This window comes from Paenibacillus sp. FSL R5-0908 (assembly GCF_038006245.1).
GTDB lineage: Bacteria > Bacillota > Bacilli > Paenibacillales > Paenibacillaceae > Paenibacillus_AQ > Paenibacillus_AQ odorifer.
In genome coordinates this window covers 897,863-918,341 of sequence record NZ_JBBOUV010000001.1, presented here as the reverse complement: position 1 = coordinate 918,341, position 20,479 = coordinate 897,863, and the positions used below count along the sequence as shown (strand labels likewise).

Sequence of the window (20,479 nt, the reverse complement as noted above, 5' to 3'; positions counted from 1 at the left end):
GATTAACAATCACAACACAAAAAACGCAACCCCGAAAGGCTGCGTTAATGTTAACCCCTAACTTCCTGTTCTCCCTAGTCTAATTAGTTATTTTTGCAGGTGCAAGCTTTAGTAATTCCACGGTTAGCCGCTGCTCCGCTTCCTCATCAATACGATACCCAGCAGCTTCTAAACGTTCAATTTGCCGATCCAAGAAATAAACCGTATTTAAAATCTCAGTAGCACCCAGTACAGATAAGACGGGTTTTAATGCATATTCAATCGCTAGAAGATGGCCTAACGAACCCCCAATAGCAATAGGTACAATTCGCTTACCAACCAGCGCTTTTTGCGGAAGGAGATCTAAATAGGTCTTCAAGATTCCCGTATAGGAGGCTTTATAGATAGGCGTTAATACGGCGACAATATCCGCTTCTTCCACTAGCGCATTAGCCCTCAGAATCTCCTCACTGACGAAATTGGCCGTAAGCAAATCGTCCGCTGGTAACTCATGTACATAGATCGAATGATGCCAAATCCCCTCTTGCGTTAGAAATCTTTCAACCTGCTGATGAATAGCAGTTAATCGAGATTTTCTAGTATTTCCTCCATTAATAATGACTGCTTTGCTCATTACACATTCCCTCCTGTACTCGCACCGGTTAGTGCTTTTTCAAGTGTTGTTACAACAGGTACAGATAGCCCTAAATTTCCTCGAAGCGTATAACTCTCATATTCAGTACGGAATAAGCCTCTACGCTGTAATTCAGGAATCACTAATTCAACAATATCGTTAAAGCCCTCCGGGAAATGGGGAGGCATCACATTAAATCCATCTGCACCATCGTTTAAGAACCATTCTTCTAATTGATCTACGATTTGTTCAGGGGTTCCAACGATTTCCCGGTGTCCGCGTGCTCCAGCGATGCGCTCATAGATTGCACGAATAGATTGCAGATTCTCACGTTTGGCGATATCACGAATAATGTTGTAGCGGATCCGCGGATTGGTGTCATCTTCAATTGAACTGAATTCCGGAAGTGGTTCTTCGACATCATACCCTGACAGATCAATATTAGTGAAAGACGACAAATACGATAGTCCTACTTCAGGTAAAATATAGCTGTTTAATTGCTGCTGCTTCAGCAAAGCTTCTTCCTCTGTTTTCGCTACAGTAATAAACACACCCGGCATAATTTTCAAGTCCTCCGGTTTACGTCCATATTTAGCCAACCGCCCTTTCACATCACGATAAAAGGTTTGCGCTTCTTCAAGCGTCTGCCATGCTGTAAAAATAACCTCTGCGGTCTTCGCGGCTAACTCTTTTCCAGATTCAGACGATCCGGCCTGAACAATAACGGGATGCCCTTGTGGTGTAGTTGATGAATCCAGTGAACCCTGTACCTTAAACCAAGCTCCCTGATGATCAACAGGATGTACCTTTTCTACATCTAAATACCGACCTTGCTCCTTGTCGATAACAAGCGCCTCAGACTCAATGGACAACCAGAGTTGTTTAACAACCTCCACAAATTCCTCAGCACGTTCATAGCGGGACGCATGCTGCAAATGTTTATCCTTACCAAACAGGAGAGCTTCACCCTCATTGGCAGATGTTACTACATTCCAGGCGGCACGCCCCTTGGACAAATGATCAATCGCTGCGAATTTACGCGCTACATGGTATGGATCGTTATAGGTAGTAGTCAAGGTCGCCGTTAGCCCGATATGCTTAGTCACTGCTGCAAGTGCTGAGATAATAATAACGGGATCTAGCTTTAATGATGATTGTGCATTTCCGGATAGCTTTTGACCTAATACATCTGCAAAAAATATCATATCGAACTTGCCGCGCTCAGCCGTTTGTGCAATCTCCGTTAAATACTCCAAATCAAATGCCCGACTTGCCCCTGAAGAAGGATGACGCCAGCTTGCTACATGATGACCAGGTAGATTAATGAATGCCCCTAATTTCATTTGTTTTTTTGTCATGTTAACCTCTCCCTATTGTTTGATTTTCTATTAAGGAAATCCGTACACAAAGGCGGACGCTCACGCTCCTACAGTTCCAAACTTCCCCTCCGCCACTCTCCCTTTTTAGATTGTTGTAGATTCAACTCATATAAAAAATTATTTAGCAAATGGATTAAATTCGTTCGTATATAACTCTTCCGGTTTCACTTGGCCTTCTTTTAGCTCCCCATTTGCCACAAGCCAATCAATCCAGACATCGTATTCCGAGGGTGTAATCACGCCGCCTTTTTCAGAGATGCCCGTACTCTTCCAAAACTTAAGATTATCCGTGGTTTCCTTTCGTTCACGCTTATTAATAATTTCCTCGAATCGTTTAATTACTTCCTCCCTAGGTGTCGTTCGGGCCCATTCAATGGCTTTTGCAACTCCATCTACAAATTGCCTGACGGTATTCGGATTATCCTTGATATACTGATCTGTAAAGAAATAATCACCCGCAGTAAACTCTGTGCCAAACACATCAATATCCTTAAAAATTTCTGCGACCCCACCTGTTGTTAAAGCCCGATCCCGGGCAATCCCGCTTAACATAACCACATCGATCTGATGATTTCGCAGAATCTGTTCTGCACTAGAACTTGGAACTGTCACTAAGGTTACTTGTTCAATTTCCTTTTCGGTCAAGTTGCCTTGGCGTAAATAATCTTTAATGACGAATTCCGAATGGGCACCAAGAATATTCACCCCTACTTTTTTACCAATAAAATCTTTAGCCGACTTTATAGCTCCCCCCTCGAGGGCATATGCACCTACATACGTATTTTTATCACTGCCGTAGGAGCCAATGACGGACTTTATTTTTACATTCTTGGCGTAGGATTTAATAATGGCTCCATTGAATGCTGCACCAAAGTCAATTTGTTTCGTCGCGGTTAATTGAATACTTTCCGGACCACCCACGCTGTCACCTATAGACTCTAACTTCAAATCTCCTAGGTAACCTAAATCGGCGGCCAGCTCTGGGAAAGAGACACTTCCAGGTGCAGACTGATATTGCAGGATCTGATCTTCTCCACTTTTGGCGGAGGACTTCCCCTCTGAGCAGCCAGATAAAATACCACTAACCAAGCCTACAAGTATAAGCAGTGCTACTGTTTTGTTCATCTCGCTTCTCCTTTTCCAAATGAATTGTATTTTTCTGAGCTACAGTTCCAAACTTCCCCTCGCCACTCTTCCTTTTTAGATTGTTTTAAGTACAATTAATATATAATTAATTCAATTTGTTTAGTTGGTATTATTCCAAAAAAATATCATTCAAAATCATCCTTCTATTCATTCACCGGTTGCTTCCATTTAGAAAATTTACGCTCGAGCATGGTCAAGCCTTGGTTGATTAGCAAACCCAACAAAGCAATGGTTAATATACCGGCGTACATTTGAGGGATCTGAAAGTTATATTGAGAATAAGTGATTAAATAGCCTAAGCCTTCTTTTGCACCTACCATTTCTGCCGCAATCAATACTAATATCGCCCCTGTTCCTGCCATTCGAATCCCTGTAAAAATAGTTGGCACGGATGCCGGCAAAATCACCTTTAGAAATAACTTAACCGACTTAATATTCATGGATTTGGCCGCTTTTATAAGCAAGGGATCAACGTTACCTACAGCAGCAATCGTATTTAGAAGAATAGGCCATGTACAAGCAAATAGGACGATCGTAATCTTGGAGGTTTCACCAATCCCTAACAGCAGCATAAATACCGGGAGTAAAGCGAGCGCAGCCGTATTTCGGAACAATTCCAACACTGGATTTAATAGCTCCCTAGCTAAGGGATACCAGCCAATTAATAAACCTAACGGGATCGCAATCACTAACGCTAATGCAAATCCACTGAACGAGCGAATGATACTCGCTAAGAAATGAGTGAATAGCTCACCTGAAGCTATCAAATTCCATAAGGCGGTGATTACCTCAGAAATAGGTGGGAAAAATGCTGCGTCAACTAAGCCCGCCCGTGGTGCGACTTCCCATAGTAAGAACAATAAGACTAAGACAATGGACTGTTTGAACACCTTAAGCACGCCGGAAAAAGAAATAGGATTTCGTTTCTTAAGCTGTAACGTTGAATGAACAGACTTAACGGATTCGATGGGAATCCCCCCCCTTTATAGATTAAATATATGCACCTTTGTATTCAGGCTCATGCAAATAACCCCATACCTCATGTCGAGCCTTCACAAAATCAGGATGTGAGCGAATATCCGCATCTTCCAATCGTGATGTTAGCGGAATATCTACAATCTTCCTCACCGTCCCGGGTCCTGGTGTCAGGACGACTACCCGCTCTCCAAGATAAACGGCCTCATCAATACCATGCGTAATAAAAATGATGGTTTTTTGGGTCTTCTGCCAAATCCGTAAAAGCTCACTTTGCAGAGATTCACGTGTTTGGGCGTCCAGTGCGGCAAAAGGCTCATCCATTAACAAGACATCTGGGTTAAAGGCAAGACTCCTGGCAATGGCTACACGCTGCTTCATCCCCCCGGAAAGCTCATGTGGATAACGGTCTCCGAAATCACTAAGCCCAACTAACGAAAGAAAATGCCCAACCTGTTCGCTACGTTCATGCTTCGGAATCCCCTTTGCTTCTAACCCAAACTCAATATTGCCACGCGCGGTCTTCCAAGGAAATAAAGCATACTGCTGAAACACAATACCTCGATCAAGCCCTGGACCTGTTATTGGGTGACCATCTATTAAAATGCGACCCTGTGTGGGGGATGATAAACCACTAATCAAATCAAGCAAAGTTGACTTACCGCACCCGCTTGGCCCCACTATCGTTATGAACTCACCTTTTCTTACGGAAAAGTCCAACTCTTTTACCGCTGTGAATTGCTGCGTTCCCTCCTTTTGCTTAGAATCTCGGACACTGAACGTTTTGGTGACACTCTCAAATCTGATTTTTTCAGCAGCAGCCATTGACTTCACCTCTTTTAATTATTAATACGGGAAAGTGATTGTTCGCCAAAAAGGCTCAGATGACAACGACTAGCGTTTGTCCCCTGAGCCTCTGGTTGAACCAGTCAGCATATTCCGTTTCGTACTCACGATCGCTAAAATTTAAACATCAATAATTTTTATTAATCTGATGGGATTACTATATTTTAATCCGCTGGGGTTGTCAACAATAAATTCATAATTATGGAATTCATTAGACAAACCTTACTTCATGTTCACTAACCTTAAATATTCCGAACTTCAACAACCTTTCCCAAGTCCACATACTGCTCATGATCCAACTTCACCTTCACTCTGCCCTTTCGGCGCTTCTCACGCCATTCACGAAGCTCTTCCTCCGTTTCTAGACGGAGCTCAGCGATCTCCAAAGCCCGGTCCAGGATGTACTTGCTCGTATAAAGCACCGTGTAGATCCCTTGTCCTCCTAGTGTGATAGGCACATTTAAACTCTTCCATTCCTCAACCGTAAATCGTACATACAGATCTTCTTCAGTACCTGGGCGACAAGGAACCTCTTTAATCTCATTACGCCGCAGCACCTTCCAATCCGCTACTTTCCCTACCCAGTGAATCCCCGTTTTTGCAGGATCAATGAACTTTTTACGGGATTGGCACATCGCTACGTATTCAATTTGCGTTAGGATCTTCTGATTTGCAAGATTCCTTAACGGCATATGATAAAAAGCTTTCTGCAGCGCCACTTCCACTTGTTCGGGTCCCCGGACAGAACCAACAAGCACATTTTTGCCCGCAAGCTGGTTGGCATAGTATTCTTTCGTGCCGCGCGGACGAGTCGAGCGTTCATAAGCTTTTTCCGGACTATCCTGAATAATCTCATCCAAGAATCGCTCCACCAGGCTTGTAGAATTCGGTAGGAATGGCAAAGCGCCAATATTCAATAGCTCGATGCTCTTGTAGAATCGGTGGGTCTTATACCGCTCCTCATCCGGGTAGGGGAATAACACATAGGCGCCAAACATACTTCGCTCATATTCTCCCGATCCCTTCTCCTGATACACAATGGCATCCCGATAACGGTGCATGGTGTTGATGTCATCCTCTTCAGGCCCAGGCTGCCTATAAGTGCGGTGATAGGAAGTCCCTTCATAAGCCGGATTTAAGCGATATTTCGCATCAAAAACATACTTATACTCTTTGATTTTGCCAGCATCCTTCTTCTTCAGTGTCAGCACATTATCCGGACGCTGGCTGAGCGTCGGGGTCCTATCCGAGCTAGGAATCGCATTATAATACAGGATGAACTGCTCTCCGTTAACTGGATTCACGTACACCATCTTAGCGCTCTGTGAGCGGTCAAGTGTAACAAAAATACCATTCCGATTCACCTTAATAATATCCTGCTTCACCAGCTTATACTTCTGACCCAGAAGCTGATTCAACTTGAGGAAGCACCAGTATTCATAGAGCTGCGCGACATCCTTCATAGACAGGCGCAGCAGATCACCTTGGATCGACAAGCCTTTGAGCAGCATGAGATAACAGCGATAGACTTCGCGGTATCCAGGGGCCATCTGCAGCACCAGTGTAACGGACATCTGCCTCAGTACTCCAACCTCACGCAAAAAATCCATCTTGAGCACCCGCTCTAGTTGAGTGAGCATGGTGTCTAACCTTTTTATAAGTAATGGATCTGGAGTTCGGTTTTTAATCTTCCAGCGACCCTTGAGCTCTTTCAGCTTTCCATGAATACGTTCCAGCATCCAGCGGATGAACCGGTTCTCAGTAGGATCATAGGCGAGGCGTCTTCGTGTCTCCATTAAATGTGTGGCTGTGTAATTTTGGCTGCCGATGGTCAAGAATCCATGGTTCATGTCTTCTCTTAATCGTTCGGGATGCTTCGCGAGCTCGCGGATGTTCTCTCTTCCGGCCTTTTTGACCCGATTAGCATCCACTAATCGGCGGTCCTGGAGCAGAGCGTAATGGGGATTCTTGTTAATCCGCTCAACCGCATCCAGAAGCTGTCTAAATACATGCTGAAGTATGGTAAAAAACTCCGTCAGGCTCTGATGCTGCGTCTCCCGCAAGCCTGTTAGTTGGTAGGTTTTGCGCAAAAAATCAAAGGCCAAATTATAAATCTGCTCATTCACTTCATTTAAGATATTCTGGTAATCCATCTTGTAATCCATTTTAGAGGGGAAGATCTCCATCTCTACCCGCAGCAAAGCCTGTCCCGAACTGCGGATCTCCCATTCCGTCAAACCGACCTCATTCCCAAAGTTCAGCACACCCGCAAGAATAGACTCACCTAGGGGCTTAATTGCCTGCCGAAGCAGCACATTGTCATGATAAAAAGAGAGGTTAGCAGCGGTCTTCCTCTGAATCACCAGCTCATACGACTGTGTCTCATAAAAACAAGGAAAGACCGACTGCCCCGGCTGCCAGTCCACCATCCCGTGGACTTCAGGGGAGAACACTTTAATCTGAACATTACCAAGCCGTTCGGAGCAAACAAGCCCAAGCTGCGCATTCACCCACTCCTGACTAGAAGAACGATGAAGCTGCAAGGTCTCCACAGTAGGATGATAAGGCCGTCCTTGCAGAAAAAGCGTAAAAAGCTCCGTTTCTACACGGAGCAATTCTACCGTCTGATTAAGAGAGCCAGTAAGAGGTAAATCCATCTTCCTCTAACCTCCTAAGCATAAAAGCCAATTTACGCGCACTTTGTGGATGTTTAGCCGTAGGTGGAGTTTGTCCAGCAGCCCATCTCATATACAGCGGAGTAGCATCATTGTCCATAAGATCTTCAATATTTACCGTCACACCAGATCCGGTACCAAGAGCCCCTTTCATCAATTTCAATAATACCCGGCGAACCGAAGAATGACTTCCTTGAATACGTGGTAGTATCTTTTGCAGCAGTTGCCAGTCAAAAGCTTCTTCCTCACTCATCAGCTTGTACCGTTCGTTATAGATCATATAGAAGCAAATCGCATCCCGTACCCGAAAACCTACATGAGCGTGGATATCCTCAAGCAAAGCATTGATCTTAACCAATCTCTCTGTCGTCCGTACAACAAGCTCTTTGTTGGTATCATAGGCATCCACTAGCTGCAAATAATCGGAACGTAGAAAAAGATGATTCAGTTCGGTAGCGTCAGAGCTATCACTATTCTCTACCTGCTCACCCAAATCCGGATACTGCTGCAGATTGATGTAATTGAATTCTAGTGTGTTGGCTCGGTCTAGTACCTTTTTGCTAAAAGGATGTGTCGTTTCGTCCATGTTCACAGTCCCAATTAAGAACACATTCTCCGGGATACCCAGGCTGCCAAACTTCACTTGATCCTCAGACGTATCCAGCATGTTAGAAGATATGAGATCCTGTGTCTGGATCTTTCCCTCCTGCCATTCCTGTGTTTCCAGCACACTTAGCAGGTCACTGAAATAATGCTCTACCCGCGCCAGATTCATCTCATCCATGCAGATAAAATATGGCTTATGCCCATTCTCCGGCTTCCGCGCCTCTACTAATACTTCCGTGAGCGGACCCGGTTTGAACCTGCCCGAAAGATCCTTGTACCCCAGCAGATCCGCAGGATCACTCCAATCCGGCCGCACTGGGATCAAGGTAAACTGGCCGTTATTCCCCGTTGCACCAAGAGCCTCTGCAAACAGCTTCACCAACCGAGTCTTCCCTGTTCCCGATATTCCTGCCAGGATGACAAAAGGCTTAGTCTTTAGCGAGAGGTAAAAGTTTTCAATAAGGTGCTCAGGGAAGAAGAAACCTTTGCGACGGATGTGGGATTGGATTTGGTGGAGGATACCTGTTACTTGTTCATCCTGTAAGGGCGCCGCTTCTTGCGTCACTACTTCCACTTCCTCATTATCAGCTACATTACCTGTAGAAGTCACAGTGTCCACATATAGACGGTAATCTTCCATCACATTCTCGAGATCTTGGATTAGTTGCTCGTCATTCGGAACGGCTCCTCTTTCATACTTGATGTAAGCGATAGTAGACACCTGATAATCTTGACCTAGACCACTATCTACCAGGTGTATATTATCATCCTTATTCATATGGTTCAGTGAAAGGAGCCCTTGTATGTCTTGTGTTCGAGATCGCAGATAGGCATAACCTTCTCTTCGCCCCTTCTCTTGAATAGGCGCCGTCACTCCTTGATTAAAAGTAAGATAGACAGCACTCATATCCTCAGCAAACAGATACACAACATACTCCCCACGCTGAGTCGTTTCCGTGATCCGCTTATCCAGTATTGCAAGCCAAGGAACTGTTGCCCAATTCCCTTGACCAACAGAACCTTGAATTTTATATTGATCATCTAAGAATGGTAACGCTTTGAGCTCAGAAGGAAGTGTCTGACGAAATAACGTACCTAGTGCATGACTTGCAAAGGTTTCTTTTTTGGCAGAAGTGTACTCCGCCATGATCTTCTCCAGATAACCTTGCAAAGAGAAATGCTGCAAAGCGGCATTATAAGACTGGAGTTCGTCATTAGCTAGTCTCTCTAATTGCGATAGCTCCTCTTCCCCTAGCTGTCTTTGAATCTGGCTATGAAAACCTATGGTTTTATCCTCCGAGTTCACAAACAAAATATGCGAGAGCGCATTAATTGGACTGTTAATAATATCTTTCAGCTGGCTTTTGGGTGCATCACTCCATAGTTCTCGACCTGGTGGCAGATCTACCCGGTTTCCACTATCCTGTTCAGCTATAAAGTAGTTAAGAAACCGCTGCTTCACGTGATCATACGATACGCGCTCCTGATGAAAGGCTCGCAGCTCTTCGATCAAGGATAGGATCAGGACCATCTTGTATGATTTTTGCTTACGCTTGAAAATCTGCGTGACTAATTCCGGTAATGGCATGTTGACCTCCAAGACTAGTTAACGATTTCTAGTAGTCATATTTTTTTACATGAAGTTTGCGAATCTTTGAGTCTGTAATATTTGCTTGGCTCAGTTGGTCATAGATCGATTCAACCTGTAATTGAGGCCTTAATATAGCCATAGTTTTGCTTTAGTGGATTATACATCTTGTAACGGTTACCCACTAACCATTGTTGATCCGTCCGCTTACCTTTAATTTCTCCATTGTAGTTTTTCGTCTTTCAATGACAAATAAGCAATACGTAGTCATCTGGATTTACAATATATTTGGTAATTCGACAATATGGGAATGTATTCCTTCCAATCATGCATATAAGAAAAAGGACTGTCGCATGGACAGCCCCAACATATAGTTAACGTATACCTTGTAATTCCGTCTTAATCCGAAAGAACAGAAGGAGCAAATGCATTAGCAAGCTGCATGCCATCCTTAAGTCCCTGTAGATATAAAAGTTCATAAACAACAGATTGCTTTAAAGAAACTTTATCCTCCCAATTTTCAAACTCTGGCTTACGTGCAATATCCATGGAGACAAATAACGCTTAGAAGGCCTTGCTCTTCTTCAAAAGAATGTCTATATAGAAAAACATTCAAATTTATAACGGCCAATATATTTTTCTTAACGGTATTAATGTCCGTGTCTCTGAATCAAATTGATCATAGTATTGTGTTACTAACTCCGCGAGCAGATCCAAGTCTATTAACGATAAAGGAATATTCGATCTTTCCGCTTCATATTTTGCTTCCTTTGTGAATCCACCACTAGATACATAAATTCCCCGATCTCCTACTCTTAATCCTCCGGTAAAACTACGTATTTGATTAGATCCCATACTGCCAGAACGGTGCTTTACTTCCACTATAATTCTGGGTTCTTCAAGCCCTAGACCATCTGGGGATGCAAAAATATCTCTTCCCCGGTCCGGCCCTTTGGGTGATATTCGTGTCTTGTAGCCCATTCCTCTAAGGATGCCCGCAACAAGTTCCTGCATTTGCTCCCAGTCTAACTTAGCAATCTTATCTTTGATAAATTCATTGGACTTCTCAATGACGTCTTCCTTAATTAGCTCTAATTCTTCGGCTTCTTCCTCCGTCTCAGCTTGCACAGACTCTATGGGTTGACTTGGTTGATTACCATCGGTCTGTCCGATTACCATTTGTTTGAGCAATTCCTTCTGAACATCATTCGGGATAGATATAATAGTCATTATGGAACCAAGCGTATTCCGGGCGCTTGCCGTCAAAACATCTCTAGATACAGTCCCCTCCCAATCTATTCTGCGAATATGAGGCTTATCCGTAATATAATTTGGCTTAAATTCATAATTCGACTTGATTCTTCCTATGTAATAGAGTCGCTCTTCAGGATTATATGTGATTACTTGGTCGTCTATTTTAAATTCACTTACAAAACGAAAAATCTGACCAGCAGTAATATTGATCTTACCCTCTTTATATCCAGGATACCGTACCTTCAAAAGCCTCTTCATCTCTTGCAGTGTATTTACCCCACCGATATCTCCCAATGGAGCCCAACCAATCGCTACAGCTTGCTTATCTTTAAATTCATTAATAAGATATGCCCTTTCTCCTGCTCGAACAAGCCACATACTTTTCATAGTGGACCTCCCTTTATTCTCTGTACATGAAGTTTGCGAATCTCGGAATCGGTAACATTAGCCTGAGCCAAACGATCATATATATTTTGGACCTGCGCCGCAGAAATAGGAGGTTCAGGGGTTCCCGTTTTTAAACTAATCAACTTCCTAGAGATAAACTCACTTAGTTCCACATCATAGACAACCAGTTCGTCCGAGTGGATTTTCCGAAGATCCGGATCAATACTGAACCGACATCTCATAGTGAATGAAATCATAGAGATAAATTTCGCTGCAGCTATATCTTGTATCAGGCTCTCGATGGCCTTGATATGTCCATAGTTTTGCTTCAGCGGATTATACATCTTGTAACGGTTGCTCACTGACCATTGTTGATCCGTTCGCCCACCTTTAATTTCCCCATTGTAGTTTTTCGTCTCAATGACAAATAAGCAATACGGGGAAATAACGATATGATCAATCTGGGTGTAACCTGTTCGAGACTTGGGATTAGGGAGCATTAGATCGCTTAACGATTTACACTCCTTAGGTAACTGGTCGAGTTGAATATTGATTTTATGCTCACCTAACTCTCCAATTCGTGTGGAAGCAACCTTCGGTTTCGACTTGGGAGTTTGTGCCTTACGCACTGCCTGTGGTGGCTTAGTGTCGGATTTTTTAAAGAGAGACAATAGCGCTTTAAACATAGCAAAACCTCGTCTGATATAGATTTACAATATGTATGGTTATTCGACAATATGGGAAGATATCCCTTCATTCAAATCATGAATGGAGGTCTGCCCTCTTTTTAGATGAACAGCATCTAAAAAAACACAAATTCCAAATATATATATAGAAAAAAAGACTGTCGCATTGACAGTCCGAAGATAAGATATGCATATATCCCATATATCCCCTTTGGTTCCGATACCTATGTGCTTCTCCGCTACCCGCAGGACATGTCTTAGTCCGAGAGAACTGAAGGGGCAGTAAGGGCATGTGCAAGCTGCATGCCATCCTTTAGTCCTTGAAGATATAGACGTTCATAAAGAACGGCTTGCTTCGATTGAAGCTTATCCTCCCAGTGCTCAAACTCTGGCATACGTGCAAAGTCCATGGAGTCAAACAACGCTTGAAAAGCTTTGCGCTCTTCTTCAAAAACATATCTAGGTTCGGATTGATGTTCAATCTGTGCGGTCACCTCATCCAATCGACCTTGAATCGTCTGTAAAAACCATGCCGGAAAGCCCACCATATCCCCTCCAAGATAGAAACTCAAACGAAACGACACTGTATGTCCGTTTTTTTCTTGGTACATCCGATTAATGAGTTCGTCAACCTTACGACTCTGAGCCTGAACCGCTTCATTGCTGCTTAACGGAATTCCCTGCTCCAGTGATTGCAGTCCGAGTTCATTCAGCTTGCGCTTTTCCTCCTCATATTTGCACATCAGATGTTGCATTGCACCCCCACCTTCCGGGAAAAGCTACATCTGTAGACGATGTATGGAAATTTTAATGCGTTTATCGGTTTATTTCATTTTAATTCGATATTCGCATTAAAACAATACTTACCTCGCATACAATTTGGTTAAATTGTGAGGTGAGACCAAAATGAGGCATCGCAAAGAGCCCCCGGGTGACAAAAATATCATTGGAACCCGAGTTGTAGCTATTCGAAAAGCTAAGCGTATGAAGCAAAAGGATTTTCTTGCCAGGTTGCAAACCTTCGGTTTAGACATCAGTCCAACCAGTTTATCGCGATTGGAAGGTCAATATAGACTTGTGCAGGATTATGAGGTGGTTGCCATTGCGAAAGCATTGGAGGTTTCTGTTGGAGAGTTGTTGGGGGAAGGTTAGTGAAGTGATAGTGGGAGATAACTCTCTGTTTTTGGAATAGATCGTTATTTTCATTTAAATAGATACTACATAGATCTGCAAATTTTTTATGCAGAATCCCTGAAGGGATTTATTATTCAGATTTAGACACGTACCTACGACGTCCAATAAAATGGAGACCTGAGGCAATATCTGACCCCCAGATTTTATCCTTCGGTCCGCTTTCAGGTGTCATTCATCGTGCTATGTAGACATCAAATAATACATAGCTAAAACAACGATATACAAACCTATCGCACGGAATTTATTCCATAGATTCAGATTAAAAGACAATCAGTAATCTGCAATTTGCAGAAACTGATCGTCTCTCTTGTCTTACGGTCCTCCTTCTCTAAATTCATACAAAAACCGAGAAAGGACACTTTATTTAAAATTGTCGATTTCTCGGTTATAGTATATTCATTCGTTATTTTAATTAGTTAGGTTGCTCTTCCATCGCTCGAATGGATTCATCCACCTTTACCATCATGGAACATTCGACTCTTTTGCGGAAGACGTCACAGCTGAAGTCATAGGTTCCGACCAAGGAACCCGTCGCGTGCAGTGCATTGGCAGGACAACCACCGCTGCAGTAGAGTTTAGCCCAGCAGTCTTTGCATTCCGGCTTCGAGTAGCAGTTGCTCTCTTTAAATTGACATTGCAGCTCTGGCTTTGTGATGCCATCCCAGAGGTTCCCCATGCTATACTCTTCATCCCCTACGAACTGGTGGCAAGGAAAAAGCTCTCCCCAAGGGGTGACAGCAAGATATTCCGTTCCTGAACCACAGCCAGTGATTCTCTTCTGGATGCAAGGTCCTTCCGAGAGGTCAAGCATGTAATGATAAAAGGTAAACCCCTTGCCTTGTTCACCGCGTCCGATCATTTCCTTAGCGAGAATTTCGTACTGGTTATATATCTCCGGGAGGTCCTCCTCGGTAAGTGCATAGGGTTCCCTTGGATCACAGATGACCGGTTCCATCGAGATTTTGTCAAAACCAAGATCTGCGATATGAAATATATCATTGGTGAAATCGACATTGTTACGAGTGTAAGTTCCCCGTACATAGTACTCTTGGTCCCCGCGCTTACGAACGAATTCCTTGAACTTCGGAAGAATATGATCGTAGCTGCCTTTTCCGTTAACCGTTTGGCGAAGTCGGTCATGAACCTCTTTTCTTCCATCCAGGCTTAATACGACATTGTACATTTCCTGATTTAAAAACTCAGTGACCTCATCGTTCAGCAGCATCCCGTTCGTCGTAAAGGTGAAGCGGAACTTCTTTTTGTATTCTTGTTCTTTGCTTCTTGCATAAGCTACGATCTGTTTAACTACTTTCCAGGCCAAAAGCGGCTCCCCGCCGAAAAAGTCGATGTCCAGGTTGCGATGATGACCCGAATTTTCAAGCAGGTAATCGATAGCTTTTTGTCCAACCTCATAGCTCATGATTGCTCGATCTCCGTTGTATTTCCCTTGGCTAGCGAAGCAATAATCGCATGACAAATTACAGGTATGCGCAACATTGAGGCAGAGTGCCTTAACATAAGTTTTTCGTTTTTTTAAATCAAGCGAGAGGTTCTCATACTCATCTTTTGTAAAGAGCTGTCCCTCATTTATAAGCGCCTCGATATCCACGATGGTTTCTCGAATTTCACTCTCAGAAATGCTGGAATCGTGCTTATATTTCTCTAACATCATTGTCACGATTTGATCGACAGAAGTTTTCTCATAATCCGCTATAATTTCATATGCTAGGTCATCAACAACATGCACCGAGCCACTATAGGTATCGAGCACGATATTGTATCCGTTTAGTTTATATTGATGAATCATACTTACTAATCAAGCTCCTTTTGCACACAAGTAGAAACGGCTTTGCCTTCCTTTAGAGGTAGCATCCATTTCTTAAAAATAGCCGCCCATCAGCAGAGCAATGGGCGGTAAAATTCCGAATCCTATCTGTTCATTGCATTTTCACACTTCTGGTTTGCAACGCCGCAGGAAGTTTTACAAGCGGACTGGCAAGAGGTCTGGCATGCGCCGCATCCACCGTGTTTTGCGGTATCCATCAGTTTGCGGGTGCTTAAGGTTACGATTCTTTTCACGTTAAATAACTCCTTCTGTAATTTCTTGTGATCACTTTCACTTAATTTCCATGGAACATCGTAGCAACATCACGCAAGTACGTCTATGATGCCCGTCACCTAACAGAGTAGAGAGGGCTTAAACATAAGTATCAACGTTAATTTTCGTGCAGTCTTTCATGCTTGTGATCGTAGGATGCGGTAGCAGGAACCAGAGTCAGGGCAATACTAAAAAAGTGAAACAAAAAAAGAGACGGCAATGATGCCATCTCTTTAACAACGATTTTTTCTCATACTTGTCCGTAAAGTCCAATAAATATAAGGATCTCATAGCACTGTATCCTTCCTTACCAGTAGAGCGACACTCTCCACATGCGTGGGTAGACAGTGTGAACAAACTTATATGAGGAGCCCTAAGACACTCTTGACAGTTTATCTGCTCTTGAATATTCAATGAAGTTATTTATTTTATAATGTACTACGCCTTAGTTCATAAAAATATTGCACAATCGGATGCTTTAACTTCATCTTCTCGCTCATGTTTAAAATCCAACCGTATTGATAGAAAGCAACTCCGAGCATAGCATCTATGGCGTGCTACAGAGGGACGAGAATAGCCCTCCTATCCATAACCGAACGGATGCTTTTTGTACTCTAAGGGGCTTGAACCGACTCTATTTTTGAACACACGACTAAAATAGTACTGGCTCTTATACCCTACCTTCACGGCCAGATCCCCGATTTTGATATTCGGCATTACGTCATCCAGAATCTCCTTCGCCTTCGATATCCGAAGCTCGGTGACATAGTCAAGGAATGAAGCACCGATTTCTTGCTTCATACGCTTGCTAAGATAGGTTTGGTTGATATGAAATAGCGCTGCTACTCGAGTAATAGACAGCTCCGGATCCTGATAATGACTGTCAATATACTCGGTCACTTTTTGGATAAGCACTGTTCCATCCCCTGTATACCCGGGAAACTCCCGCTCCTTATCCACCCTGTCTTCATGTGAATGCAAAGGATATTTTACCTGAAGATGCTCATCGATCCGATGAAGCAGCTTGTTCAGATCACTCTTCGGCACAGGTTTCAATACATAATCGAATGCTTGCAGTTGCACGGCTTGACGCGCATATTCAAAGTTATCGTACCCGCTGATGATGACAACCAGAACCGACGGGCAGCGTTCGCGCAATATATTCATCAGATCGAGCCCATTCATATTCGGCATGTTGATGTCCACAAGACATACATGTGGTGGGGCTTCCTCCACCATATTCAATGCTTCGTTTGCACTTTTCGCTTCTCCTGCAACCTCAAAAAGATACGGACTCTCCTCAATGTATTGTCGCAAGCCTTTGCGAATGATCGTTTCATCATCGACGATGACAATCTTCCACATCTTCATTCCACTCCCCGTCCAAAGGTATTCGAATGACCATAACGGTAATGCCATCTTCGCTCTTCACTGCAAGGCCATATGGCACCCCGTAAGCTAGTCGAATGCGATGGTTTACACTGTATAGCCCAAAGCCTGTGGCAGAACGATCATATGTATCATCAAGAAGGGCTTGATTCATCTGTTCAAGCTTCTCTTCCGGAATCATAACCCCATTATTTTCAACCTTAATGACCAAATAATCGGCCTGTTTATATGCTGTAATCGAAATTTTGCACTTTTGATCCCCAAGTGGCTTAATCCCGTGATAAATCGCATTTTCCACCAAAGGCTGCAGCATGAAGCGAACGACTTGGCACTGAGCAAGCTTTTCATCATATCGAAGCTCGTAGTCCAGAATCTCCTCATATCGCACACCTTGAATATGAAGATAACTCTCGACATGGTACAACTCCTGATCAAGCAGAATGTAGGGACTGCCTGTGCCAAGCCCTAATCGGAAATACGCGCTAAGCGCTTCCACCATCTCCACCACATTGTCTGCTCCATGTTCCGTTGCCATCCACTGGATCGTATCCAATGTGTTGTATAAAAAGTGCGGCTTGATCTGCTCATGAATCAGTCTGAGTTCCATCTCCTTTCGGTCCTGCTCCACAGCGTATAATTGAACAAGCATGTCATTGAAGCTTCGTCCAAGATCGCCGATCTCATCCGAGCGCGTAACATCTGCTCGTATGGTTTGGTTGCCGTTCTGCACATTTTCCATTACCTGGCGAAGCGACTGAATTGGACGAATAATGGAAGAAGCAAGCAGTACCAGAAATACGATAAGCGCACTACCGATAAGAACGCCTACCAGCAATGCAGTCCGCTGGGTTTTGATCACCGCTAACGATAGAGTTGAATTCGGTACTTTGAGTACTAACTTCCAGCCTTCTACATTTTGAATTGGAGCCTCAAATACACTCATGTTCTTCTTATCTGCTGCATCCTCCGCTCCTTCTCCTTCACCCAGCTCTCTGCAATCGACGATAAGCTGGCCTGACTGGTCATATAGCATTACATCTTGAGCAATCTCCTTCATCTTCTTGACGGAGACGGCTGCGGCAATATAAGCTACCTCATCATTCACCGATGGATTCACGCGATAAAGAATGACGACGATTTCGGCTGCATTCGCTTTGGATACGATCGGATTGCTCACCACATAATTGGTATCCGAATTCAGCAGTTTTAGATAGTAGGGTCGGTTTAGTATCGAAAAAGGCTTGTCCTTTGCTGACCAGGAATTTCCGTGAATATCCACCACGCGTATGGATTCGTACTCTACTTGCTTCTTCGCCTCGAACTTATCGATCTCTTGCAGCAATTCATCTCGTGTCCACTGATGGTCCGAAGCTAGAGAAGCAAGCATGTCTATCTCTCCAATGCGCTGATTAAACCAATAATCAATCTGGTCGCTGCGTGCAGTAACCACTTGCTGCGTTAAGTTCTTATTCAAAGGGACAACCGTATGGTTCATCTCCAAATATATTGTTACAAGCAATGCAACGAACAGCAGCAAGAAGCAGCCTCCTGCGATTAACGTGATTTTTAAGTGAATTGATTTCATTGTAATCATAGCCCTTCACAATATCCGTCTCTTACATGCCCGAAAAAGACAAAAAAACACTAATCTGTGCAAATACATAATGCTGTACTAAATCTATAATAGGTCTTGTGCATATTTTCACATGAAATAACATTCATGTCTAGGCTAGAGATAAAGGATTTGCCTAGCAAATCTTCCTCTCCCTAGGGTATGTAACCAATTCACAACAGAATGAAGGAGATATTATGCGAACTCACACGAAAAAGCTGTTATCTATTCTACTAGTCCTCAGTCTTATGTTCACGCTTGCTGCTTGCGGCAGTAAAGATGCAGAGCCCGCTTCAGATGCAAACGGAGTTCAAGTCTTTGAAGGAGTTGGGCAAGGTAAACATGGCGATATTAAAGTACAAGTCTCCTTACTAGATAACAAGATCACTGACATTAAAGTCACAGAGCATAAGGAAAATGAAGTACTTGCAGAACCTGTTTATACGCAGCTCAAGCAAGATGTCATGGCAACTAACAGCGCAAAAGTTGATGCCATTAGCGGATCTACAGTTACAAGCAAAGGATATCTCGAAGCCATTCAAGATGCAATTACGAAGTCTGGACTTACCCTTGTCGCTGGCGCTGCAGTCAGTGGAAGCAAAGACAAAGAAGAAGTCGAGCAAACCTATGATGTTGTCGTCATCGGTGCCGGGGGTGCTGGCTTTAGTGCGGCTATCGAAGCGAAGAGCGCTGGAGCTAATGTAGTTCTGCTCGAGAAAATGCCAGCTGTTGGCGGCAACACATTGATCTCCGGTGGTGAGATGAATGCGCCGGACAACTGGGTTGAACGTGCTCTTGGCATCACTGATGACACGGCTGACTTGTTCTATGATGATACGATGAAAGGCGGAGACAACCTCGGGGATCCAAAGATGGTTCGTATACTTGCCGACAATGCTCTAGCATCTGCCGAATGGCTGCGCGATGATATCAAGGTAGAGTTCTTACCTGATCATCTGTTCCAATTTGGAGGCCATTCCAGAAAACGTGCGTTGATTCCTGTAGGTCATACAGGTGTTGAATTGATTACTAAGTTAAAAGCCAAAACAGACGCTGATCAAATCACGATCAAAACGAATATGAAAGCCGAAACCTTGCTGAAGGACGAAAGCGGCAAAATAACAGGTGTAACTGCGACTTCGGGTACTGGCGACAAGATCACATTCCATGCGAACAAAGGCGTCATCATCGCTACCGGTGGTTTTGGATCCAATGTAGAGATGCGTAAGAAGTATAACCCTACAATGGATGAAAAATATATGACTACCGATACACCAGGATCTACAGGTGACGGTATCGTTATGGCAGAAACGATTGGCGCCAAACTGACAAACATGGAGAGTATTCAAACGTATCCAATCTGTAATCCTGAGACAGGTGTTATTTCCCTGGTTGCAGACTCCCGCTTCGATGGTGCGATTCTGATTAACCAAGAAGGCAAGCGCTTCGTTGAGGAATTAGAACGTCGAGACGTTATTTCTAAAGCAATTCTTGCCCAAACGGGTGGATATACGTATCAATTATGGAATCAAGGCATTGAGGATATTGGTAAAACGATCGAAGTTCATCAAGACGAATACGATCAACTCGTTAAACAAGGCTTGCTCTTTAAAGCCGATACGATTGAAGAGGCGGCTGATTTTTTCAAAATTGACGTGAACACTTTGAAAGAAACGATTAATAAAGTAAATGATTATGCGAAAACAGGTAAAGACCTTGATTTCAAACATCGCGGAGGATTGAAATCTCTTGAAAAAGGTCCTTACTACATCGAAAAAGCTGTACCCTCCGTTCACCATACAATGGGCGGCTTGGTGATCGACGAGAAGACTCGCGTATTGAATGAAAAAGGCGAGGTCATCCCTGGGCTGTTCGCTGCAGGTGAAGTAACAGGGGTCATTCATGGTGCAAACCGTCTTGGCGGTAATGCCATCGCTGATATCTTCACATTCGGCCGGATTGCAGGCAAACAAGTTGTAGCAGAGTAATCTTATTTTTTGTGTAACTGCTCTATTAATAAGGTAGACTTAA

18 protein-coding genes and 1 pseudogene are annotated in these 20,479 nt (G+C 43.6%); 2 read left to right on the top strand and 17 right to left on the bottom strand.

Features of this window, described 5'->3' with window-relative positions:
- Positions 1 to 79: 79 nt before the first annotated feature.
- From ssuE to MKZ09_RS04135, 12 genes are all read right to left on the bottom strand, one after another.
- On the bottom strand, positions 80 to 613 hold the full coding sequence (ssuE, locus tag MKZ09_RS04190; protein ID WP_076207591.1) for an NADPH-dependent FMN reductase: 534 nt from the start codon (positions 611 to 613) through the stop codon (positions 80 to 82).
- Positions 613 to 1,971, bottom strand: a complete 1,359-nt coding sequence (locus MKZ09_RS04185) for an LLM class flavin-dependent oxidoreductase (RefSeq protein WP_076185146.1) — start codon at positions 1,969 to 1,971, stop codon at positions 613 to 615. Before MKZ09_RS04185 ends, ssuE begins: the two co-directional genes overlap by 1 nt.
- A gap of 138 nt (positions 1,972 to 2,109) precedes the next feature.
- Positions 2,110 to 3,117, bottom strand: a complete 1,008-nt coding sequence (locus tag MKZ09_RS04180) for an ABC transporter substrate-binding protein (RefSeq protein ID WP_042184836.1) — start codon at positions 3,115 to 3,117, stop codon at positions 2,110 to 2,112.
- 164 nt (positions 3,118 to 3,281) lie between these two features.
- A complete protein-coding gene (locus MKZ09_RS04175; protein WP_256719289.1) occupies positions 3,282 to 4,052 on the bottom strand; it encodes an ABC transporter permease in 771 nt (256 codons plus the stop codon).
- Positions 4,053 to 4,128: 76 nt separating this feature from the next.
- Positions 4,129 to 4,938: an ABC transporter ATP-binding protein gene (locus tag MKZ09_RS04170; protein ID WP_081394383.1), complete on the bottom strand. Its 810-nt coding sequence runs from the start codon at positions 4,936 to 4,938 to the stop codon at positions 4,129 to 4,131.
- A 263-nt stretch (positions 4,939 to 5,201) separates the two neighbouring features.
- Positions 5,202 to 7,616: a restriction endonuclease-like protein gene (locus tag MKZ09_RS04165; RefSeq protein ID WP_076207586.1), complete on the bottom strand. Its 2,415-nt coding sequence runs from the start codon at positions 7,614 to 7,616 to the stop codon at positions 5,202 to 5,204.
- Positions 7,588 to 9,828, bottom strand: a complete 2,241-nt coding sequence (locus MKZ09_RS04160; RefSeq protein WP_076207583.1) for an MrcB family domain-containing protein — start codon at positions 9,826 to 9,828, stop codon at positions 7,588 to 7,590. Before MKZ09_RS04160 ends, MKZ09_RS04165 begins: the two co-directional genes overlap by 29 nt.
- A gap of 110 nt (positions 9,829 to 9,938) precedes the next feature.
- Positions 9,939 to 10,046 (bottom strand): NERD domain-containing protein, encoded by a 108-nt coding sequence (locus MKZ09_RS04155; RefSeq protein WP_081382388.1) that lies wholly within the window; start codon positions 10,044 to 10,046, stop codon positions 9,939 to 9,941.
- Positions 10,047 to 10,227: 181 nt separating this feature from the next.
- Positions 10,228 to 10,377, bottom strand: coding sequence for a hypothetical protein (locus tag MKZ09_RS04150; RefSeq protein WP_176462595.1), 150 nt, complete (start codon positions 10,375 to 10,377; stop codon positions 10,228 to 10,230).
- A 69-nt stretch (positions 10,378 to 10,446) separates the two neighbouring features.
- Positions 10,447 to 11,469, bottom strand: a complete 1,023-nt coding sequence (locus MKZ09_RS04145) for a restriction endonuclease (protein WP_076098730.1) — start codon at positions 11,467 to 11,469, stop codon at positions 10,447 to 10,449.
- Positions 11,466 to 12,155 carry a nuclease-related domain-containing protein gene (locus tag MKZ09_RS04140; protein WP_076207581.1) on the bottom strand — a complete coding sequence of 230 codons (690 nt, stop codon included), beginning with the start codon at positions 12,153 to 12,155 and terminating at the stop codon, positions 11,466 to 11,468. Before MKZ09_RS04140 ends, MKZ09_RS04145 begins: the two co-directional genes overlap by 4 nt.
- A 257-nt stretch (positions 12,156 to 12,412) precedes the next feature.
- Positions 12,413 to 12,910 carry a hypothetical protein gene (locus MKZ09_RS04135; RefSeq protein WP_076207578.1) on the bottom strand — a complete coding sequence of 166 codons (498 nt, stop codon included), beginning with the start codon at positions 12,908 to 12,910 and terminating at the stop codon, positions 12,413 to 12,415.
- A 151-nt stretch (positions 12,911 to 13,061) separates the two neighbouring features.
- Between MKZ09_RS04135 and MKZ09_RS04130 the strand changes: the two genes are divergently transcribed.
- Positions 13,062 to 13,307, top strand: coding sequence for a helix-turn-helix domain-containing protein (locus tag MKZ09_RS04130; protein ID WP_036684794.1), 246 nt, complete (start codon positions 13,062 to 13,064; stop codon positions 13,305 to 13,307).
- A gap of 454 nt (positions 13,308 to 13,761) precedes the next feature.
- On the opposite strand, the gene scfB is transcribed toward MKZ09_RS04130, so the two are convergent.
- The 5 genes and pseudogenes from scfB to MKZ09_RS04110 form a co-directional block, all read right to left on the bottom strand.
- Positions 13,762 to 15,156 (bottom strand): thioether cross-link-forming SCIFF peptide maturase, encoded by a 1,395-nt coding sequence (gene scfB, locus MKZ09_RS04125; RefSeq protein ID WP_076207576.1) that lies wholly within the window; start codon positions 15,154 to 15,156, stop codon positions 13,762 to 13,764.
- 122 nt (positions 15,157 to 15,278) lie between these two features.
- Positions 15,279 to 15,428, bottom strand: a complete 150-nt coding sequence (gene scfA / locus MKZ09_RS04120; RefSeq protein WP_076098734.1) for a six-cysteine ranthipeptide SCIFF — start codon at positions 15,426 to 15,428, stop codon at positions 15,279 to 15,281.
- A gap of 447 nt (positions 15,429 to 15,875) precedes the next feature.
- Positions 15,876 to 15,956 (bottom strand): annotated as a pseudogene (locus tag MKZ09_RS34360) (SF0329 family protein); the annotation flags it as partial.
- Between the two features lie 73 nt (positions 15,957 to 16,029).
- Positions 16,030 to 16,812, bottom strand: a complete 783-nt coding sequence (locus MKZ09_RS04115; RefSeq protein ID WP_076207574.1) for a response regulator transcription factor — start codon at positions 16,810 to 16,812, stop codon at positions 16,030 to 16,032.
- Complete coding sequence (locus tag MKZ09_RS04110; protein WP_076207572.1) at positions 16,787 to 18,373, bottom strand: cache domain-containing sensor histidine kinase; 1,587 nt, start codon at positions 18,371 to 18,373, stop codon at positions 16,787 to 16,789. The genes MKZ09_RS04115 and MKZ09_RS04110 overlap by 26 nt, the downstream gene beginning before the upstream one ends.
- A gap of 272 nt (positions 18,374 to 18,645) precedes the next feature.
- Between MKZ09_RS04110 and MKZ09_RS04105 the strand changes: the two genes are divergently transcribed.
- Positions 18,646 to 20,436, top strand: a complete 1,791-nt coding sequence (locus MKZ09_RS04105) for a flavocytochrome c (protein WP_076207569.1) — start codon at positions 18,646 to 18,648, stop codon at positions 20,434 to 20,436.
- Positions 20,437 to 20,479: the final 43 nt, after the last annotated feature.

Bases quoted from the DNA above. Each gene is read 5' to 3' on its own strand.
- ssuE (WP_076207591.1), bottom strand. From the start codon at position 613: ATGAGCAAAGCAGTCATTATTAATGGAGGAAATACTAGAAAATCTCGA.
- MKZ09_RS04185 (WP_076185146.1), bottom strand. From the start codon at position 1,971: ATGACAAAAAAACAAATGAAATTAGGGGCATTCATTAATCTACCTGGT.
- MKZ09_RS04180 (WP_042184836.1), bottom strand. From the start codon at position 3,117: ATGAACAAAACAGTAGCACTGCTTATACTTGTAGGCTTGGTTAGTGGT.
- MKZ09_RS04170 (WP_081394383.1), bottom strand. From the start codon at position 4,938: ATGGCTGCTGCTGAAAAAATCAGATTTGAGAGTGTCACCAAAACGTTC.
- MKZ09_RS04165 (WP_076207586.1), bottom strand. From the start codon at position 7,616: ATGGATTTACCTCTTACTGGCTCTCTTAATCAGACGGTAGAATTGCTC.
- MKZ09_RS04160 (WP_076207583.1), bottom strand. From the start codon at position 9,828: ATGCCATTACCGGAATTAGTCACGCAGATTTTCAAGCGTAAGCAAAAA.
- MKZ09_RS04150 (WP_176462595.1), bottom strand. From the start codon at position 10,377: ATGGATATTGCACGTAAGCCAGAGTTTGAAAATTGGGAGGATAAAGTT.
- MKZ09_RS04145 (WP_076098730.1), bottom strand. From the start codon at position 11,469: ATGAAAAGTATGTGGCTTGTTCGAGCAGGAGAAAGGGCATATCTTATT.
- MKZ09_RS04140 (WP_076207581.1), bottom strand. From the start codon at position 12,155: ATGTTTAAAGCGCTATTGTCTCTCTTTAAAAAATCCGACACTAAGCCA.
- MKZ09_RS04135 (WP_076207578.1), bottom strand. From the start codon at position 12,910: ATGCAACATCTGATGTGCAAATATGAGGAGGAAAAGCGCAAGCTGAAT.
- MKZ09_RS04130 (WP_036684794.1), top strand. From the start codon at position 13,062: ATGAGGCATCGCAAAGAGCCCCCGGGTGACAAAAATATCATTGGAACC.
- scfB (WP_076207576.1), bottom strand. From the start codon at position 15,156: ATGATTCATCAATATAAACTAAACGGATACAATATCGTGCTCGATACC.
- MKZ09_RS04115 (WP_076207574.1), bottom strand. From the start codon at position 16,812: ATGTGGAAGATTGTCATCGTCGATGATGAAACGATCATTCGCAAAGGC.
- MKZ09_RS04105 (WP_076207569.1), top strand. From the start codon at position 18,646: ATGCGAACTCACACGAAAAAGCTGTTATCTATTCTACTAGTCCTCAGT.